Annotated in this window: 17 protein-coding genes and 4 pseudogenes; 14 read left to right on the forward strand and 7 right to left on the reverse strand. The window is 58.7% G+C overall.

Translation table 11 applies throughout. The features are described from left to right. Position 1 precedes the first annotated feature (1 nt). The 5 genes from GC125_RS06440 to GC125_RS19960 all read left to right on the forward strand — a co-directional run bounded on the left by GC125_RS06440 (position 2) and on the right by GC125_RS19960 (position 2,698). Entirely contained in the window at positions 2–1,288 is a 1,287-nt protein-coding gene (locus GC125_RS06440; protein WP_151984727.1) for an extracellular catalytic domain type 1 short-chain-length polyhydroxyalkanoate depolymerase, read from the forward strand. Positions 1,289–1,627: 339 nt separating this feature from the next. After that, positions 1,628–1,888 carry a hypothetical protein gene (locus tag GC125_RS06445; protein WP_151984729.1) on the forward strand — a complete coding sequence of 87 codons (261 nt, stop codon included), beginning with the start codon at positions 1,628–1,630 and terminating at the stop codon, positions 1,886–1,888. Further along, entirely contained in the window at positions 1,885–2,181 is a 297-nt protein-coding gene (locus GC125_RS06450; protein WP_151984731.1) for a hypothetical protein, read from the forward strand. Before GC125_RS06445 ends, GC125_RS06450 begins: the two co-directional genes overlap by 4 nt. Next, positions 2,174–2,320, forward strand: coding sequence for a hypothetical protein (locus GC125_RS19955; RefSeq protein ID WP_199864474.1), 147 nt, complete (start codon positions 2,174–2,176; stop codon positions 2,318–2,320). Before GC125_RS06450 ends, GC125_RS19955 begins: the two co-directional genes overlap by 8 nt. Before the next feature lie 225 nt (positions 2,321–2,545). Next, positions 2,546–2,698: a hypothetical protein gene (locus tag GC125_RS19960; protein ID WP_199864475.1), complete on the forward strand. Its 153-nt coding sequence runs from the start codon at positions 2,546–2,548 to the stop codon at positions 2,696–2,698. Here GC125_RS19960 and GC125_RS06455 read toward each other — a convergent pair. Continuing rightward, positions 2,695–2,964, reverse strand: a complete 270-nt coding sequence (locus GC125_RS06455) for a DUF982 domain-containing protein (RefSeq protein ID WP_151984733.1) — start codon at positions 2,962–2,964, stop codon at positions 2,695–2,697. The two genes, GC125_RS19960 and GC125_RS06455, sit on opposite strands and share 4 nt — an antisense overlap. 234 nt (positions 2,965–3,198) lie before the next feature. On the opposite strand from GC125_RS06455, the gene GC125_RS06460 reads away from it, so the two are divergent. Genes GC125_RS06460 through GC125_RS06470 form a run of 3 tightly spaced genes read left to right on the forward strand, consistent with a single transcriptional unit; the run spans position 3,199 to position 5,793 of the window. Further along, a complete protein-coding gene (locus tag GC125_RS06460) occupies positions 3,199–3,696 on the forward strand; it encodes a peptidase associated/transthyretin-like domain-containing protein (RefSeq protein WP_151984735.1) in 498 nt (165 codons plus the stop codon). 5 nt (positions 3,697–3,701) lie between these two features. Continuing rightward, entirely contained in the window at positions 3,702–4,313 is a 612-nt protein-coding gene (locus GC125_RS06465; protein ID WP_151984737.1) for a ferric reductase-like transmembrane domain-containing protein, read from the forward strand. Positions 4,314–4,350: 37 nt separating this feature from the next. Continuing rightward, positions 4,351–5,793 carry an alpha/beta hydrolase gene (locus GC125_RS06470; RefSeq protein ID WP_151984739.1) on the forward strand — a complete coding sequence of 481 codons (1,443 nt, stop codon included), beginning with the start codon at positions 4,351–4,353 and terminating at the stop codon, positions 5,791–5,793. A gap of 374 nt (positions 5,794–6,167) precedes the next feature. Here GC125_RS06470 and GC125_RS06475 read toward each other — a convergent pair whose 3' ends face one another. Next, positions 6,168–6,764, reverse strand: coding sequence for a hypothetical protein (locus tag GC125_RS06475; protein ID WP_151984741.1), 597 nt, complete (start codon positions 6,762–6,764; stop codon positions 6,168–6,170). Beyond that, a pseudogene (locus tag GC125_RS20215) lies at positions 6,757–7,277 on the reverse strand (DDE-type integrase/transposase/recombinase); the annotation flags it as partial. The gene GC125_RS06475 and the pseudogene GC125_RS20215, both read right to left, overlap by 8 nt. Before the next feature lie 159 nt (positions 7,278–7,436). On the opposite strand from GC125_RS20215, the pseudogene GC125_RS20220 reads away from it, so the two are divergent. The 5 genes and pseudogenes from GC125_RS20220 to GC125_RS06505 all read left to right on the forward strand — a co-directional run. Continuing rightward, positions 7,437–7,678, forward strand: a pseudogene (locus GC125_RS20220) (IS481 family transposase); the annotation flags it as partial. Continuing rightward, entirely contained in the window at positions 7,679–7,945 is a 267-nt protein-coding gene (locus GC125_RS20340) for a transposase (protein ID WP_353617101.1), read from the forward strand. It begins immediately after the preceding pseudogene. A gap of 243 nt (positions 7,946–8,188) precedes the next feature. Beyond that, positions 8,189–9,028: a hypothetical protein gene (locus GC125_RS06500; RefSeq protein WP_151984749.1), complete on the forward strand. Its 840-nt coding sequence runs from the start codon at positions 8,189–8,191 to the stop codon at positions 9,026–9,028. A 393-nt stretch (positions 9,029–9,421) separates the two neighbouring features. After that, positions 9,422–9,628, forward strand: a pseudogene (locus tag GC125_RS20145) (IS481 family transposase); the annotation flags it as partial. A 46-nt stretch (positions 9,629–9,674) separates the two neighbouring features. After that, positions 9,675–9,815 (forward strand): annotated as a pseudogene (locus GC125_RS06505) (IS630 family transposase); the annotation flags it as partial. A 136-nt stretch (positions 9,816–9,951) separates the two neighbouring features. Here GC125_RS06505 and GC125_RS06510 read toward each other — a convergent pair. The 4 genes from GC125_RS06510 to GC125_RS06525 all read right to left on the reverse strand — a co-directional run bounded on the left by GC125_RS06510 (position 9,952) and on the right by GC125_RS06525 (position 14,580). Next, on the reverse strand, positions 9,952–10,323 hold the full coding sequence (locus GC125_RS06510; RefSeq protein ID WP_151984751.1) for an excisionase family DNA-binding protein: 372 nt from the start codon (positions 10,321–10,323) through the stop codon (positions 9,952–9,954). A gap of 786 nt (positions 10,324–11,109) precedes the next feature. Beyond that, entirely contained in the window at positions 11,110–13,092 is a 1,983-nt protein-coding gene (locus GC125_RS06515) for an AAA family ATPase (RefSeq protein WP_151984752.1), read from the reverse strand. Then, positions 13,089–13,517 (reverse strand): hypothetical protein, encoded by a 429-nt coding sequence (locus tag GC125_RS06520; protein ID WP_151984754.1) that lies wholly within the window; start codon positions 13,515–13,517, stop codon positions 13,089–13,091. The genes GC125_RS06515 and GC125_RS06520 overlap by 4 nt, the downstream gene beginning before the upstream one ends. Positions 13,518–13,620: 103 nt before the next feature. Next, positions 13,621–14,580 (reverse strand): hypothetical protein, encoded by a 960-nt coding sequence (locus GC125_RS06525; protein ID WP_151984756.1) that lies wholly within the window; start codon positions 14,578–14,580, stop codon positions 13,621–13,623. A gap of 1,059 nt (positions 14,581–15,639) precedes the next feature. Here GC125_RS06525 and mbhE point away from each other — a divergent pair. After that, positions 15,640–17,958, forward strand: a complete 2,319-nt coding sequence (gene mbhE, locus GC125_RS06530) for a hydrogen gas-evolving membrane-bound hydrogenase subunit E (RefSeq protein WP_151984758.1) — start codon at positions 15,640–15,642, stop codon at positions 17,956–17,958. Positions 17,959–17,963: the final 5 nt, after the last annotated feature.

Here is a 17,963-nt window from a genome sequence, read left to right on the forward strand (position 1 = left end):
CATGAACGAGAATTTCGCCACGGCCATGCGCCAGGCAACAGAGCACACGCGGGCAGCCAATCTGACCGAAGCGACCCGCATCATTCAGGAAGCGCTCGCCGGTCGATCCAGCATCCCAGCCAATGACGCGTCAAAGGCCGACATCGTGCCCGCAGCCACTCAAGGTGCACGCACGCCATTCAAGGCCGATCCGAACGCCGAAATCATCGAGCCTGTGGTTGGATCCAAGCCCAAGCCTGCGCAACCGACCACCGAGGCACCGTTCTCAGCAACACCGAGCGCAGCAAAGGCGTCCCGGATGAGAATGCCCCTTGCCGAGACACTGCGCGTCCTGCGCGACGGAAAAGCGGGTTTCAGTGCTCCTGATCTGTCCAGCGCATTTGCGCCGCTCGGACGCCAGGCGAAAGCCTCGGTGGAAATCCCGGTTGGTGCGGCTTTCGAGACGCGATCGTTTTCGTGTCAGGCGGGCACGCGGACCTACAAACTCTATCGTCCCGCTTCACTGTCCGGCGCACCAAACGGGATCATCGTCATGCTGCATGGCTGCAAGCAGGATCCAGATGATTTTGCCGTTGGCACCGGCATGAATGCTTTGGCGGAAGAGCACGGACTGATCGTGGTCTATCCCGGCCAGACATCCGGTCACAACGCGTCGTCCTGCTGGAACTGGTTCCGCCCGGGCGACCAGATGCGTGATCGAGGCGAACCAGCCATCCTCGCAGGCCTGACGCAGGAAATCGCCAAGGAATTCGGGGTGGGTCGCGATCGCACCTTCGTCGCCGGCCTGTCGGCAGGTGGCGCAATGGCTGCCATCATGGGGGAAATCTATCCCGATATCTTTGCGGCCATTGGTGTCCATTCCGGTCTTGCCTATGGTTCGGCGAATGACGTCGTGTCCGCCTTCGCCGCCATGCGCGGTGATGCCGGCCGAACGCCGACGGTTTCCAGGAACTTCGCGTCGGCCACGCCGCCGGTGCGGACCATCGTCTTTCAAGGCCGCGCAGATCACACGGTTCATGCGTCCAACGCGGAGCGCATCATGACAATGGCGACGTCCCGGATGGAAAGCCATGTTCCAGAGGCCTCCAACGGTCGCTCCAGCGACGGCCGAAGCTTCGAGCGCAAGGTAGTGAAGGACGGAGCAGGGCGGATCGTAGCGGAATGCTGGATGATCGATGGCGCCGGACATGCGTGGTCCGGTGGGGACGCAAAGGGTTCCTATGCCGACCCGAAGGGCCCCGATGCGTCGCGCGAAATGACCCGGTTCTTTCTGGACTCGAAGAATTGACCGAGGGCTTCCCTGCGCGGGTCGCCCATCCTCGCAAAACTGCCAGAATATCTCGTTGTTTAGCCCTTTCGAACGACCCTGCGCCTTGATTGAAACGCAATAGAGGCGCATGGTGAGGCTTCGCAGATTTGGCCACTTTGGCTTCCGCAGTGCCGACCTGGTCGGCCTGCCGATATCCTCCGAATTTTCGACAGCTTGAAGCGTGCCCTTCCGCCAGACGTCGACATGTACGCCGTCGCGACGGAGGCCCTTCGAAACGCCGATATACCTTAAAGGCGATCGACAGGTCCGGCGCGAAAAACTTGGCAGTCACCGCAGCCAATGCGGAGAAACGGTTTAATGACCACGCGCACGAGCCAGACTGTCTTTCGCTTCGAAGCGCCGTTCCGGCTGCCCGGTTTCGATGTCAGCCAGCCAGCCGGCGAATACCGTGTCGACTACGACGAGGAACTGCTTGAAGCGGGCTCCAGGCTCGCATGGCGGCGTGTCGGCGCATTCATCCATCTCCCTGCGATCGGGGCACATGGGGCCACTCAACAGATGGTCCCGGTCGATCCGGCCGCCCTCGACGCAATGAAACAAAAGGACCAGCAACAATGACAACTTCAACGATCGGGCGGCCGCATGCCCGACAGGTGCGTGCCCAAGTCGCGGCGCACCGTTACGAGGTCGGCCAGGTCGTCCAGATCAAGAGCGGTCTGGCACGCACGCAGACGCCCGCAACGACCTATCATGTCACCGCAACGCTCCCGCCACGCGGCAACGCCCTGCAGTACCGCATCCGCAATGATGAAGAGCGTCATGAGCGGGTTGTGACGCAGGACGACATTGAGCCGGCAGGCGACCAGCAGACCCCATCAACGCTCATGGAGAGGACGTTCGGACATGGCTAAGGGACAGAAGAAGAGCAACAAGGAAATCCGGAAGCCGAAGCAGGAGAAATCTGCTGCTGCGAAGACCGAAAGCACGTTCGGCAGCCAGATGAAGACTGCTTCCAGCGCCAATGCGACCGGCAACAAGTCGAAGAGCTAGATCGTTAGCGCTTGCCGCCCACACCAAAAAAGCCCGCTGCTGATGCCGCGGGCTTTTCGTTGCCCGGAGGGCAGCACCAGGATGAACGCCACTTGCATCGCGGCGAGCTTTTCCAGCGCCTACCGCGACTGCGTTTCAGCCATCGGCTTCATCTGTTCAAGCGCCTGCGCGCATTGCATTGCACACGCGATCACCGTAGGCAGAACGTCATAAGGAGACTACGACATGCCCAGAGCGCCCAATTACAATCACGAACGCCAGGAACGCGACCGCGCAAAGGCGAACAAGAAAGCGGAGAAGCTCGCTGCAAAGGCGGCCGCCAAGGAGCGGGGCAGCGACGAGGCTGCAACCGGTCCGGACGAGCAGTCCGAGGACTAGCCTGAAACGGGCATCGTTTTCGGATCGACGAAAACGCCTGCCTCGCGGGCCGCGGCGACGAATGCTCGGCGCGCGCCCATAGGCGGCTTGCCGCCATTCTCAACGTCTGAGCAGGCCTGGATCGCAGCCCGGTGCTTCTCGGTGCGCTTGCCGGGCCACTGGTTAAGCAGGAAATCGGACGTATCGCGGGCGGTTTTGAGCGTGAGCAAAGTGCCCGCCGCATCCACCTTGACGATGATGGGGGTGTCGAATTGATCTTTTTGCATTGCCGCTCTTACGGCAGTCCGAGCCAATAAGCGAGGAAATTGGGTGTTGCTGCGCGCGCTTGTCGCGCATAGTCCCGCGATCCTCCCGCCCTTTTGCCCGTCAGCGACATCACAAAATCGTGGCCGCGATGGCGCTGGACGTGATTGGTCCTAATTCCTCCAGAAACTACGTTTACTGAAAACATGAATGCGCTTCCTGGCTCATACAGCCGCCAGATCCGAAAGGAAGACCCCATGAGCCGATTTCAGTTGAACCGCCGGTCGTTGATCGTTGCCGGTGCTGCGATGGGAGCAGCCTCGTCGCTCGGCATCGCTGGCCTTGCGGTCCCGGCGCGCGCGCAGGGTCTTGCCCCAACGCAGACAATGCGAGGCGGTGCCAACAATTACCTGCCCGGCGCTCCGGTCGTCGAACGTATCGGCGGCGGTGGGTTCTGGATGTCGGGCACCGTGCGTCGCGCCGGTGATGGCGCGCCGCTGGAGGGCATCCGGATCCAGATCTGGGCACACACCACCGAGGGCCGCGAGCGCGACCCGCATAGCCATGGCGCGACCCTCACGGGTGCTGACGGCACCTTCCGTCTGGAAATGCCGCAGATCGTGCCCGTTTTCGGCCAGCCGCACGGCCATCTGGCCTATGACGACGACGCGTTCGAAACCGTTTTTCTTCGCCCAGTCATGGGAAACGCGAGAGATACGAGTCTCAGCGCGGATTTCGTTCTCCAGCCGGCTTGATCCGGGTGGGTTCAGTGCGTGCCGTTCTGATCTGGCTTGGTGTCGCCTTCGCCGTGATCGTTCCTATCGCCGTCGCGGCAGCAAGTCCGCTGCTGCAATGGCGCGATCCGATCTATATCGCCGCCTGCTTTGCCGGGATCGTCGCGATTGCACTGGTGTTTGCGCAGCCATTGCTTGCGGGCGGGTATCTTCCCGGCTTGCCGATCCGCAAGGGCAGGCGGATCCACTCCGTTGTCGGCATGGTGCTTGTCGCCGCGGTTCTCGTCCACGTGGTCGGGCTTTGGATCACCAGCCCGCCGGATGTGGTCGACGCGCTTCTCTTCAGATCGCCGACCCCGTTCTCGGTCTGGGGCGTCATCGCCATGTGGGCAGTTTTCGCAGCCGCCATTCTGGCCGCCCTGCGCATCCGCCTTCGCCTGTCCCCAAGGCTCTGGCGGCTTGGGCATACGGGCCTGGCTGTGGTTACCGTGATCGGCAGCGTCGTCCACGCCGTGCTGATCGAGGGCACCATGGGAACTGTTTCCAAGGCTCTGTTGTGTGCCCTTGTGCTGGGCGCCACCCTGAAGGTGGTTCTCGATCTCCGGACGTGGACCTTGCTTACCCGCGCGCGGCGGTGATTAATCGTCGGCTGTATGGTGCCGGGTGGGAAAATCGATGGGCGAGATCCGTGTCTTTGGGCCACGCCTTCTGGCAGCAGTCGTGGGAGCGGTCCTCTGCCTTTTCGGTGTGTGGAACCTGGAATCCGCCCGGTCCGGCCTGACGATCGAAGCGCTCAACGTCGGAACGACGCCTGCCACAGTCTATCGTCGCAACGATGTCGACGCGGCGCCGGCGATCGTGATTGCCCACGGATTTGCCGGATCGCGCCAACTCATGGAAGCCTACGCACTGACCTTGGCGCAGACGGGCTACGTCGCCGTTTCCTTTGATTTCGAAGGGCACGGCCGAAATCCGATACCGATGTCCGGCGACGTGACGCGGGTTGACGGCACGACGCAGCTCCTCATGGCGGAAGTCGGTCGGGTCGTCGATGCTGTGCTGGCGCTGCCTTCGGTTGATGGGCGTATCGCCTTGCTCGGGCATTCGATGGCGTCCGATATCATCGTGCGCAATGCCATCGACGACCCGAGAATTGCCGCGACGGTGGCGATCTCGATGTTCTCCGAAGCGGTCACCGCGACCGAGCCGCGCAATCTGCTGATGATCTCCGGCGAATGGGAATCGTTCCTGCGCGAGAATGCCCTCCTCAATGCGCGGCTGATCGACCCGCAGGCAGAGGAGGGCGAAACCATCGGCAATCCGGCCGGCGACGGCGGGCGCCGCACCGTTTTCGCACCGAATGTCGAACATGTCGGCGTGCTCTATTCGCCGACGGCGCAGCGCGAGGCGCGTGACTGGCTCGACGCGGTTTTTGCGCGCACCAGCACGGGGCCGATCGCCGCGACCGGGCCTTCGATCGTGCTGCTCCTGTCCGGGATCGTCATTCTGGCCTGGCCAATGTCGCGTTTGCTGCCAAGACAGGAAGCGCACCCGGCTGTTCTGCCGTGGCGTAAATTCGTCCTCGCCGTCGGTCTTCCCGCAGTCGTGACGCCGCTCCTGCTCACCCTCGTCGAGACGGGTTTCCTGCCGGTGCTTGTGGCCGATTATCTCGCCGTGCATCTGTTTGTGTTCGGCCTGTTGTCGCTCGGACTGCTGGCGTGGAGCGGTGTTCGCCTGGGCCGGGTCGCGTGGTGGGTGGCTTTGGTGTTGGCGGCCTACGGGATCTTCGTCTTTGGCGGCGCGCTGGATCGCTACGTGGCCTCCTTCATGCCGAATACGGCGCGCCTGCCGATCATCGCCGCCATTGCCGTCGGAACCGTGCCGTACATGGTCGCCGACAGTCTGGCGCTGAGCGGTGGTTATGCCCCGCTATGGCGTGTGCTGGTTGCACGTGGGGCTTTTCTGGCATCGCTCGCGGCAGCGGTGGCACTGGATTTCGAACGGCTGTTCTTCCTCCTCATCATCATACCCGTGATCGTCCTGTTCTTTGTCGTCTTCGGTCTGATGGGCGGGTGGGTGGGCCACACGCCGCCCATGGCGGACAGCCGCCCGCCGTGATCTACTTCACCAGCATCGAAACCGATCAGCAGGTGCAGGCAGTAGCTTAAGTCACGCCGAAATCTGTCCAGGGATCGGGGGGTAGCTCAAATTTCAATTGTTCCAGAGCCCGCATCAGAACGTATCGCTAAAAAAACTAAATGCTCGTGGTTCAGTCTGCAGCGTCCTGCGAAGCAGACGAGAGGGGATATAAACACCTAGATATAGTTGTACCGGAGCTAACGGGATAAGCCTTAAAACGAGATCGAGCATAATTCGCGCCATACTAAAAATCTCGGAATTTGGAGACAGTCCTACGTTTAAACCAGCAATGTTCTCTCATGTTTGAAAGTGAAACTGGTGCGATTTCGGAATTATTCCTCTCAACTTCAATATTAATCACATTTTGCTGCGGCTGTATCTTCGATATATTCCAGTGCGGCGTTGTAAATTGGAAAAATAAATGCAGTCCGATGGAGAGTTGGTCTCCTAACGTCGCCGATGTGCCGAGGCATGGCATCAGACAGAGTCGCTTTGTAAGCGAGATATATATCAAAGCAGCCGACGGACGATTGGATATCTAAAATCCAATTGCCCGGTTCCCAGGTTTCCCCGTAAAGGATGTAGTGCATTGGTTCATGGTAATAAAATAATATATTATTCATAGCGGCATCAATATTGTCGTGCATTGAAATGATCGTGCCATCTTTGCGCGTGACGAGGTTGGTCAATTCAGTTTCCCGAGGGATATTCATCAAATCGTGAAAATCAATTATTCTCATTTTTGTTCCTTTTAGGTACTTAAGTGTGCTGATACAAAAATCATTGCTTGCGTTTTCATCGGCTGCAACTCTTTTCTTGCAGATTTCGAAATTTATGGAACATCGACGATCACGCTTCAATGTCAGGAAAGCGCCGCGCGCGGAAATGCTGAGGCGGCCATGTGGAGTAGACCCCGTTTCACCGGACAGTCGGCGGTTGGGTTTAGGCACTAAGACGCAGGAACTCGCGTGGTGAGCGGAACCTGAGCCCGGAGTGCGGGTGGACTCACAGTAGTCGTCGATCCAGTCGGGCAGCAAGGCCAGGATGGTATCGGCGTCTGGGAGGATGGCGGTCGAGGCGTAGTCTCTCTTCAGTGTTTGACGAAGGCCTCGGACATGCCGCTACTCTGCGGGCTTCGAACCGGAGTGAAGAGCAGATTGATGCCGAGGGCAGCGGCGACCTGCGCGGTCTGCCTGGCAATATAGGCGCTGCCATTGTCCGAGAGCCATTCCAGTCGGTGCGGGACCTTAAGGGTCTTGAAGCGGCGTTCCACCGCGGCAAGTCACAGACCATTTCACCACAGATGCCGGCATTGGCCACGGCTGACCAGCGATGATCTCCCGGTCGCAGGCATCGATGACGAACACAATGCGGACCACCTCGCCATTGCGGGCACGGATCTCCAGATGATCTGAGCACCAGCGGATGTTGGAACTCAGCGCAACGACGACGCCGTCGTGGGTGTGGGTATCCGAAAGGTCGCCGCGTGCCAAAACCGCCTCCTAAAAAGCAGTCGTGAATCACGCGTCTGCTGATTTGGGAGTCCACTTTGTCAACAGGGCCTAGGTGTTTGATCCAGGAGTTTGATGGTGCAATGTTTTCGATCGATGGAAGGAGGCACTATGGACCAGGTTCATGGGAGCGCCACGACGACAGAGGCGATCCGTCGAGCGATACAGCATAGTCAAGAGAGCCTGAGGGCGCTTTCGAAGCGCTACGGCATCAACCAGAACGGTTGCGAAGTGGAAGAAGCGGACCTCGGTCGCCGACGTGCCAACTGGGCCGAAAGACCCCAAGTCAACTGTGCTGTCGATCGAAGATGAGGCGATCATCGTCGCTTCGCAAGCACACGCTGCTTCCGCTGATCCCGAAAGCCTACACAGCGACATCAGCCCGATTCCTCGATCGTTTCGTCTCACCGGACGCCCGCATCGTGTCAGATGCAGACCCTGCGATCCGTAAGACCGCGAAACCCTTCAAAGGCTATGCCTCAGTCGTCCATGGGGACGATGTCTTCGCCCAGGGCGACGTCCATTCAAATACGGCCGAGAGCGTGATCTCGACGCTGAATCGGGCTCAGATCGGCGTATTCCATTGGCTAAATCGGGAGCATCAGCAACGGTATCGATGAGATTGTCTTTCGCCGAAATCAGAGGGAGCTGATCGTCAGACAGCTTGGCCGCGATGAGCCTGAGTCCGTCGAACTGAGATACCGTTCGTTCACATCGCAACTGCAGGACTTAATTGCTCGCGCTCTTGGTCGGCAGGTTAGTAGGTCTAAGATTGGCGGGATGGATTGGCCGCCGCCGATCGCCTTTTTTGATTGACGTCGTGAAAATTTGCGATGACCATACTGTGATGATTGAGGACAAACATGTTTCAGATCGACCAATTACCTGTTTATGGGGACGTCACACATCTCTGCAGGGTCGCGCGTGGGCATCGCGACCATCTCATAGGCGACCCTCTCCTTGCCGGGGATGACATCGAGATCAAGATTAGCTCGGACAAAGGGCCGTATATCGACGCAAACGCTAAGTTCCTGGCTTCCGAGCACGGCAGGAAGGCTGCGACAGCGATCGCCGAGGAACACGCATTACTGAAGAATTTGTCGGATCACATCGTGGTCCGCTCCAACGAGATCGCAGACATGCGAAAATGTTGGACCGTCTCAATTCTTGCACGCGTCTCTACGGTGTCAGGACAGATTTTTGGTCGTGAATTCGCCGACCCGACGTCTATCATTCAATCGCTGTTCTTCTCGCTGGATACAGACGAGGATCATAGGATCGTGAGATATCCTGTTGCGATAACCGCCTACGACCAGGCGAATTGGCTCCCTCGGTACAAACTCGATACCAGCAAGGTCGAAATCTGCGAACGGGCGGCGATTGAGGTCGCCCAGGGTTTCGCCGACACAATCCGCAGCGACGCTGGCGATCATGGGACTATATTTGACGGAATTTTGTGGTCCCTGGATTCCGGTGACGTCGTAAGTCAATGGGTTAAGATGTCGCCGCCGGTGGGCAGAAGCGGAATGCCAACGTGGCGTTCTCCGCAGCCGCTCGACGTCGATATCGCCAGTCCTGGATTGGCATGTCAGTCCAGTGATTGGATCTTCGGAATGGAGAGACTGGCAGGTCCTGCGGACAAGCATGTGTCTGATGAAGGTGGGCGGCATTGGTCAAGTTCGCCTTTAACAACACGCCATTGAACGACTACGATTGATGACTGGCTTTCATTGATACTTCGAGCTTTCCGCGCCGTTCTGCAATCCATCTTAACTCATCGAACGAAACAGTGCTGCAAGTTGAGCGTCGAAGCTTACCGTGGTGCCTGCAGAACGGGTCGCGCGTGCTTTTCCTCAACGTTGGCATCAGGAAATTTCCTCCCACCGTCTGCAGATGTTTCTGTTTCATATTTGCTGAGGTAGCCGGAACCAGAGTGCCAGCGCAAATGAAATGCGGAACCACGCGGCGTTATTGTCTCTGGCGGCGTACTACACTTGAAGACTGATCCCGATGTCTGGTCCCAGGCTTTGATGGTGCTCTGTTTTCCAGACTGAGAGGGACGCACTTAGGCCAGGTTCTACGTGGCAACGCCACGGCTTCGACAGAAGACCGTACCGAAGTGGAAGAAGCGTTGCTCAGTCGGCGATCTGCCGACCGGAACGAAGGAGGCACTATCCGCTGTCTTGTTGCCGGAGAAGCAGGCGGTCCGCGTCGCTTTCCGGAAGTACACATTGCTGCCGCTGGACAACTGCGCCTACGCGCTCCAGCCGACTATCTCGCAGCTGACACCTTATCTCTGCCACGCAGCCTGACATAGAAGGTGTCGAAGCACCCAGTGGCCGCGTTTGGACGTATAAAAAAGACGCACACGCACTGTAGCAGGACCGTCCCGACATCCGGAAGCGGAGGCAGGCCTGGTTCGACGGCCAGCTCGCTCTCGATCCAACAAAGCTCGTCTTCATCGACGAGACGGGATTGTCGACGAAAATGGTCCTGTCGCCCCATTCTGCTTCGATCTCAGCGTCCAATGGAGACGAACAGGTTTTCGACAGCCAACTTCATCAGGATGTTTCGCTGCTCTTGGCCAAACAGAACGTTGGCGTTGGCTAGGACAACAGGACAAGATTCAGGGCTTGTGGGGAGCTTCAAAGTCTCCAATCTCGTCAAAGTTCTGGTAAATTTCGTTCATCAGATCGTTCTGCTCTTCCTCTTTCGCCTTCAGCGCGATCACGTCTGCCAATGTGCTGCGCCGATGGGTGCCGACGTAGTGAAAGGGAAGACGCCCATCCTCCATTCTTCGGACGACCATCGGCCGTGACACACCGAGTATCTTGCCTGCTTGGACAGGCGTCAGTTCAGTGCCGAGCGGACCATATGCAACCCCTCCCTTCTTTAATGCAGTCGACAAAAAGCGTGAAAAGACTAATGCTAATGGCGGATCAAGCGATACGGTCAGGGCGTCGCCCTGCTGACCTTCCTGCACGGTGAGCGCAGCCAAGGCCTTTTATGCGGCCTGCTTCATTCGATCATCAAAATCCTCGAAAACGATGTGTCGATTGCTCATTGAATGGACCTCCTAACTGAAATAAGTGAAACGGGTGAGAAAGCGAATGATGAAACACCGTCTTAGGCAAGGCGGGGTGGATCGAATTCAGAGCCGTAAAAGGGGCTTCTACCGGTGTTTGGAGGACAGGCCCGTCCGCAATAAGGCTTAGTGTTTTATAAGGGGGATGGGGTTGGATGCGCGCTCGCGATCACTGAATCTTCGCGCTCGCCAGCTTGAAGATGTCCGGCGCAAATGAGACACCGATTGACCGGATGACGCCGATCAGGCCGAGCCTCGGGCGACGCTTTCCGAACCTTCCCACGATGTGGAACCCCTCTGATAGAATCGAACTCCTGTGCGGGCTGAATCGCATTTCTCAGCTGCGGAATCGCGGATGTAGATCGTTGAATCGCCGAAGCGCGCATTGATCTGGTTTGTCATTGCATCATCCGGATAGATCCTGCTCTGTATTCAAATGGCAATGCTTGTCGCTGCGATGCCAAAGGATCAAGGGCGGCAGCGCGCCGGGAGAAGCGTCGCATCTTCTCAGGACAATGATCGATCGGCGTGGAGTCGTTGGCCTCCATGGCAATACTCAGCATTGCCGCGATAGATCGTAGGTTCTTCAACGCCGTTGGCCGGTGGATCAGCATCCCAAACCTTTGCGGCGGTTTTAATTAAGGGGCAGCTGTCACTGCGAGTAGAAGCTCTTTTTTAAGCCACCACGGCGCGCCGCGATCATGCTGCAGTCGCCGTCTGGGTCTCAGAGGCTTGGCCGACGTCATTCTGCTGCCCACTGACCCGTCTTTTGACCTCAGGCTCATTCATCGATCCAAAGCGGATAAGATGGCTCGCAATTGCCTCGATCGCTTCTCTGTTGGCAGCGACTAGATCAGTTGCTTTATCGAGGCTTGATTGGAGGATGGTATCGACCCGCTTCTTCAGTGTTGGATCAGAACAACGAAGGCGGTCGAGCGCAGCCGGGTCTTGTGCGTCGTGATAGACCAGAGATGGTCCGAAACCCAAACTTGCTTCCATCAATGTCGCGAGATCGGTGGCCATCTGCAAATCGCTGCCATGAAGTGCGCCCGCACCATCAGCGTGATCACCGAAATAAAGCGTCTCAGCTGCAATTCCCGCCATCAGGATTGCGATTTCATCGAGGTAGTTGTCCCGTGAGCGGCGCTTCAGCGGCTGCGACTTGAGCGTCACATGGCCACCGAGCCGGGATTGATCGCGTCGGACAGTCCGGCTGATATGGACTGCTTCTACGCCACGCCCAAGCACTGACGCGACAACAGCATGTCCAGCTTCGTGAATGGCCATCACTTCGACCAGTTCATCGGGCACGGCCACCTCCTCGGGAAGCTCTGACAAGAAGTCATCGAGCGCTACAGTCCGGCGCGCTTTCCTCGCATGTCTTCTTGCTCGTCGGCAGAGCGCTTCGATGTCAGCACCGGTCCAGCCATCAGTTGCGGCAGCGACCCTTTCAAGAATTTCAGCGTCCAATTGATCCGGCTGATGAACGCGCAAGATGGCCTGTCGAGCATCCTCATCGGGGAGTGGGATAGCGATTTGGCGATCAAGCCGCCCAGAGCGCAGAAGCGCCGGATCGATGCCATCGCTCATGTTGCAGGCACCAACGATGATGACACCTTCCCGATCATCCAAGCCGTCGATGCATTCGAGCAGCCCATTGACGACCTGAATCGAATAGCTCGCGTGCTGATCACCGAAACGGGCCCGATCGCCGATGGAATCGAATTCGTCGATGAATAGGATACTTGGCGCTTGTTTCCGGGCTTCCGCGAAGTCATGGCGCATCGCTTTGAGCAGCTCGCCCAAATGTCCGGCGGCTTGCCATCTTGCAACCGATGCCGCGATGAGTTGGGCATCACAAGTGGCTGCCAGTGCTGCTGCAAAAGTCGTTTTGCCGGTGCCGGGAGGGCCTGACAGGAGAACGCCGCGATCGACGTCAGCCCAGTCGAGCGTTCCCTCTTTCCACGCCGCAAGGTCTGCCGCCAAATCGAGCCCCCATGTTTTCGCGGGACCATAGCCAGCCAACTCTTCGAGCGTCATCGTGCGCGGCTGGCGCGAAGGCGGACGTTCGGTCGGTTGATCTTCTGCCAGATTATCTTCTGCGATCGCAGCTTCGACATCATTGATGATTTCGGTAACAGAACCACGCCTTCCGGTGGCGAGTGCAACAAGGTCCATCGGCAGCTGCGAGATGCGATCGATTTCGGCGTTGTTTGCCGTGAGACCAAGACAAGCCTTGAGCGCTGCCCGCCAGTGCGCTGGGGTCGGCGGCTGCACCTGGAGCACCGCATCAAAGCCCAGTCGGGACTTATGTGGAATGATCTGCAAGTTGTCGGTCATCAGAATGTAGCGAGGTGTGTCGACGAGGCGCACAGGAAGTTCGCGAAACCATCTTGATGGTGTCTCCGCGTCGACGACATCGACGTCATAGTCGTAGAGGTTCTCAAGGTCGGGCTTGCACTCAAGCAGCACGCGGGTTGCTGCGTCAGTGAGCGTTCTCGGTTTGAGTGTCGGCGGCACAATCAGGATGTAGCGACCTGGTTGGCCCGAGCGGAACTCGCTCTCGTCGCGCAGAGCACGGACGATCATCGCGCGACGCAGAAACCTGGCGAGGCTCATGAAACTCTTTTGACCGGCTTGCGATGGAGAAACGCGGTGGGGGAGCATTCTGTAAGGCTTCATAGTGCACCTCCGATTTCGCGTTCAGCCTTCGTCTTGAGATGGATGCGTCCATCGGAGCCTTGAATTTGTTGGAGCCCGCGACTGTGGATGTAGCCGAGAACCCGAAGTGCATTTTCATCTCCCGCCAGGCCCTGGCGGCCGAGTTCGGACAGGATCGCGCGCGGCACGCAGCCGGGATGAAACCTGCCTGCTCTGGCATGCCCCATGGCGAGACCGATCAAAGTGGTAGTGTCAGTAAGCCCATCAGTCAGGCGTGCAATTTGGTGAGCGCGCCGCGCCTGCTCACCGGTGTGGCCATCAATATCGGTGATCGGACGCTCTGACGCGGCGGATGAATGCGCCACAGATGTCGGTCCGGTCGGCGAGGTAAGGCGCGCATTGCGAATTCTTGCTGATTTCGAGGGCAGTTTGGTACGTTTTGACATGACAAAGCTCCGCTGCAGCCGCTGCTCTCTGGCGCGGCGCAGTTCTGGGAAAGATCATTGGAAGAATGAGGCGGGGGCGTAACTTACGTTCGGCTCGCGAACCTCAAGCGTTTGCGCTGGCTGCACGAAGCCGCGCAAGACCCACGGGCGCGATAGTCGCCCCTCGTAGGTGCGACGATATTCGTCTCGTGTCGTTGACGGCGCCATTCTCTTCTGCATCTGCCGCAGACAACGTTCCGATCGCTTCCGATGTCGATCCGCTCGCCGCTGAGGAGCTGACAAGGTTAAAGGTGCCCTCCGCCATCTCGCGCAGAAACGCATCGACTGCATCACGGTAAACCGCGCGGCACCGCTGCAAATCAGATGCCAGGCCGGGCGTACCGAGCAGCGCATCGAGATGGCAGAGACCGAAAATACCATCGCCATAAGACGCGCGACTGTCGGCAAGATCGACGATCGCAATCTCGGTGCGTGTCACCATCGTCCGTTGGTGTTCGGTGTAAAGGATCTGCGGCGCGACCAGTGCTGCAGCCAGCATTTTTGTTTTTAGGTGATTGAGCTGCCGGTTGCCGGAATAGGATGACAAGGATCGTTTGACATCGATGAGAATGGCGCGGCTCGTTTCCTTTTCGATCGCGATCAGATCTGGTCGGTAGTGTCGCGTCGCGCGTCGGTTTGGATCCACCGCCAGACTTGCGAGGTCAGCCCATTCGTTGAGCGCAAGCATACGTTCCGCGTCATCGAGCACCGGCAGCTCAATGCCTCGGTCCAGGAGCTTAAATCTCGGCTCTGTGGAGACGCGTTCACGCAACAGGTGTTCCAGCATGCGGCCTTCTGCTGCCGTGACCTGGGCGGCGGCAGCAATAAGACCAGCAGAGAGCCAGCAGGCATCGGTGCTCGCGGAATAGCAGGAGCGCAGTTGACGAACAGCTTCGTCAACAAAGAGCCGATGCTGAGGGTCGATTTTAGACGACGAGGAGGTCGGCGCTGGTCGGTGTGATTGCATATGGGGTTCGGGCGCGGCAAGGCGCACGTCATGGGAAAATGACATGATGAATTTCATCCTGAAAAGATCGCATCAAGCGGAAGGCAGGCGCGGATCAAGCGACGTCAGACTCCACACAACGCAAGTTGTTGGCGGATTTGGCGCGAATGACCGGCAACCAAAAAACCGGATGCGGAGATTGAACTGATGGGAGCTTGTGTGTGGGAGTCCGCGATTACAGCGGATGACCGGATATACCGATAGGGCGTGCATCGGCATGGTACGCGGACGCTGTCCGCAAACCGATACTGCTCTCGGCACGCTCACGCAGTTCTAGGCAGGATGGGGGAATCTGAGTATGGGTGTTCATAGCCTGTTGGACCTTCACAAGAGGTTTGGCGGGTCAGGCCTTCGTTCGGTGTTGGCGCACCGGCGGAGGCCGTCTCTCTGATGAGAGATCGTTAGAATATTCACGCGCGCATTGAAATCAAGCGGAAAAAGCGCTCACTGTTTTGCTTTTGTTCTCATGGTTAACGGCGCTAACGCGTTCTGTTGCCCAAGAGCAGGTCTATCTGCTGAGCCGACTGGTTCGCTCCCTTCATTATGCGCTTCAACAACGGAGGCTGGTCCAGGCGACCGGGCTGTCCTCCTCATCCCGGTGCGCTGCGAGCCATCGTGGGTCAAGACTAGATGGGGGGGGGGCATGTGGCGCGCTGAACTCGGAACTCTTTCCCTTGCATGGTCTTCCGTCATTCTTCATCCAGGCTGCTCCGCCGTTCGATGCCTTGCATTGTTATGGCTGACGCCATCCTTCCGGATTCCGGTCTCAGGTGTCTGAGCGTGCGCTTCGGAGACAGGGAAGGACCCCAAAAGGATGCCCCGGATGGAAATGTCGTCGCCCTCCAGGGCCATTTGGAGACTTGGACGCTTGCTACAAGATCTGGAACGCGGAGAATCTGCCTCACGGATCGCATGGGCAGCGGATGTTCAGAATTCCCGACATTGACCGCGCTTCCATGTTCAGTTTTCTGAACACACCTTCACCGCTTTCGGCCTAACTCACTGTAAAATAGATACTTTCAACTCTGGCATGCCGCTTGCTGCTCTGATTGTCACGAGCAAAGAGGAACGCGTGCCGTGACATTTGAGTGGAGCATATTGATCGCTTTGGCGGGCGCCGTGATCGCGCGACCGGTCTCGTCGGTACTGGGGCGTCATACGGGTTGGGCGATCAGTCTCATCCCGCTGTTCATTTTCGTGTCCATCTTCCTTCACGTCACTGAGGTGGCGGGCGGGGAGGTGTTGTTCGCGCAGCTTTCCTGGGTGCCTTCGCTTGGCGTCGAACTTGCCTTCCGACTGGACGGTTTCTCGCTGCTCTTTGCGTTGCTCATCACTGGCATAGGCACGCTGGTGACGATCTATGCAGGAGCCTATTTCGCCGAGAAGCCGAGCGCAGAGCTTGGCCGCTTCCTCAGCCTCATCATGTTGTTCATGACAGCGATGCTCGGCACCGTTCTGTCCGACAACCTCATTGTCATGTTTGTCTTCTGGGAACTGACGAGCCTTGCGTCCTTTCTCCTGATCGGCTTCGACGGTCACAAGGAGGCCGCCCGCAAGTCCGCGCTTCAATCGCTGATCGTCACCGGTGGCGGCGGGCTTGTCCTCTTCGCGGGGATCGTCGTGATCGGCATGACGCTCGGTACATTCTCCTTCACCGAGGTGCTGGCACGTTCGGACGAGCTAATCGCAAGTCCCTGGGCGAGCACGATCGCGGTGCTGATCATGATCGGCGCTTTCACTAAAAGTGCCCAGTTTCCCTTCCATTTCTGGCTGCCCAATGCCATGGCCGCGCCCACACCTGCATCGGCGTATCTCCACTCCGCCACGATGGTGAAGCTCGGCGTCTTTCTCCTGGCGCGGTTCGATGGCGTCTTCGCCGATATGCCTGCTTTCGGGAACACGCTGGTCGTCGTCGGTTCCCTCACGATGATCGTTTCAGCGCTCCAGGCGCTGCGCGCGGAAGGCTTCAAGGCAGTGCTGGCGCAGTCCACCGTGGCGTCGCTCGGCATCCTCGTCATGTTGATCGGCCTCACCGGCGAAGTTGCTGCCGTGGCCACTGTGGGCTTCATCCTAACCCACGCTCTCTACAAGGCCGCACTTTTCTTCTGCGCCGGTACGGCGATACACGCGACGGGCGAGGCAAGCCTCGGTCGATTGGGGGGACTTGCTCGCTTCCTGCCGATCACCGCCGTTGCGGCCGTGCTAGCAAGCCTGTCCATGGCCGGTCTGCCGCCGTTCGTCGGCTTCATATCGAAGGAATATCTGTTCGAGGCACAGCTCGCCAATGACTGGAACATCATTCCCATCGCAGTGGCGGTGCTCGTCAATGCGGTGATGGTCGGTGTGGCCGGTGTCGTTTCGATCCGACCGTTCTATTTCAAGCCGGAGCGGGTTTCGGAAGTCCACCACGGGGAGACGACCGGCTTGCTCGTCGGCCCGATGCTGCTTGCCACCGGCGGCATCCTGATCGGTCTCGTGCCCGCGCCGGCCGCGCAATGGCTGATCGGCCCGGCCGCTTCGGCCCTCTACGGGCAGCCGATCGACGTGTCGTTCTCGCTCTGGCACGGGCTGACCCCAATGCTTCTCCTGTCGGTTCTGGTCGTCTCCATCGGCGCGTTGATCGCCATCAAGTGGACCCAGATCCATACGGCGCTCAAGAGCTTCGATCATCTTTACGCCTGGCTCGGCGATCGGCTCTACCACGGTGCCCTCAACGGTGTTCTCGGCGCTGCGCGGATATCGACGCAGACCCTGCAGAATGGCGACCAGCACCGCTACACAACGATCGTCATGCTGACCGTCATCGCCGGACTGGTCATTGCCTTCTTCGCGGCGCCAAGTGGAGATTTCCTGGCGGGCGAGGGCGATATCCGCATCTCAGTGGCGTTGGTTCTCCTTCTCACCGTCGTTGGCGCTTGTGCAACGATCGTCGTACGCTCGTTGATCGCAGGTCTCGTTTCCGTGGGTATCGTAGGGTTCGGTTCTGCGGTCATTTTCATGCTGAATGGCGCACCCGATCTTGCCCTGACGCAGGTCGCGGTCGAAACGCTGATCGTAATTCTCATGACGGCCGTTCTGCTGAGGCTACCCTCCCGTAGCCGCCACTCTCGCACCGTCTCTGAGCGTCGGCGCGACGGGACGATCGCCGCTGTCTTCGCAATGGTGATGTTCGTGGCGCTGGCATCCATTGGCGTTACGCCCATCGACCTCAGGCTATCCGACTATTTCGGGGAGACCAGCTACCTCGAAGGATATGGCCGAAACGTCGTCAACGTCATCCTCGTCGATTACCGCGCGATCGATACGCTCGGCGAAATCGCCGTCGTCGCACTAGCCACCATCGCAGCCTGGGGCCTGCTGCGCGGTGCTCTCAAACCTCTTCGCACAAAGGAGTAAGCGGC

The sequence above is a fragment of the Rhizobium sp. EC-SD404 genome (assembly GCF_902498825.1).
Lineage (GTDB): Bacteria > Pseudomonadota > Alphaproteobacteria > Rhizobiales > Rhizobiaceae > Georhizobium.

Bases quoted from the DNA above. Each gene is read 5' to 3' on its own strand.
- GC125_RS06470 (WP_151984739.1), top strand. From the start codon at position 4,351: ATGGGCGAGATCCGTGTCTTTGGGCCACGCCTTCTGGCAGCAGTCGTG.
- GC125_RS06500 (WP_151984749.1), top strand. From the start codon at position 8,189: ATGTTTCAGATCGACCAATTACCTGTTTATGGGGACGTCACACATCTC.
- GC125_RS19960 (WP_199864475.1), top strand. From the start codon at position 2,546: ATGCCCAGAGCGCCCAATTACAATCACGAACGCCAGGAACGCGACCGC.
- GC125_RS06450 (WP_151984731.1), top strand. From the start codon at position 1,885: ATGACAACTTCAACGATCGGGCGGCCGCATGCCCGACAGGTGCGTGCC.
- GC125_RS06515 (WP_151984752.1), bottom strand. From the start codon at position 13,092: ATGAAGCCTTACAGAATGCTCCCCCACCGCGTTTCTCCATCGCAAGCC.
- GC125_RS06460 (WP_151984735.1), top strand. From the start codon at position 3,199: ATGAGCCGATTTCAGTTGAACCGCCGGTCGTTGATCGTTGCCGGTGCT.
- GC125_RS06520 (WP_151984754.1), bottom strand. From the start codon at position 13,517: ATGTCAAAACGTACCAAACTGCCCTCGAAATCAGCAAGAATTCGCAAT.
- GC125_RS19955 (WP_199864474.1), top strand. From the start codon at position 2,174: ATGGCTAAGGGACAGAAGAAGAGCAACAAGGAAATCCGGAAGCCGAAG.
- GC125_RS06525 (WP_151984756.1), bottom strand. From the start codon at position 14,580: ATGAAATTCATCATGTCATTTTCCCATGACGTGCGCCTTGCCGCGCCC.
- GC125_RS06440 (WP_151984727.1), top strand. From the start codon at position 2: ATGAACGAGAATTTCGCCACGGCCATGCGCCAGGCAACAGAGCACACG.
- GC125_RS06445 (WP_151984729.1), top strand. From the start codon at position 1,628: ATGACCACGCGCACGAGCCAGACTGTCTTTCGCTTCGAAGCGCCGTTC.
- GC125_RS06455 (WP_151984733.1), bottom strand. From the start codon at position 2,964: ATGCAAAAAGATCAATTCGACACCCCCATCATCGTCAAGGTGGATGCG.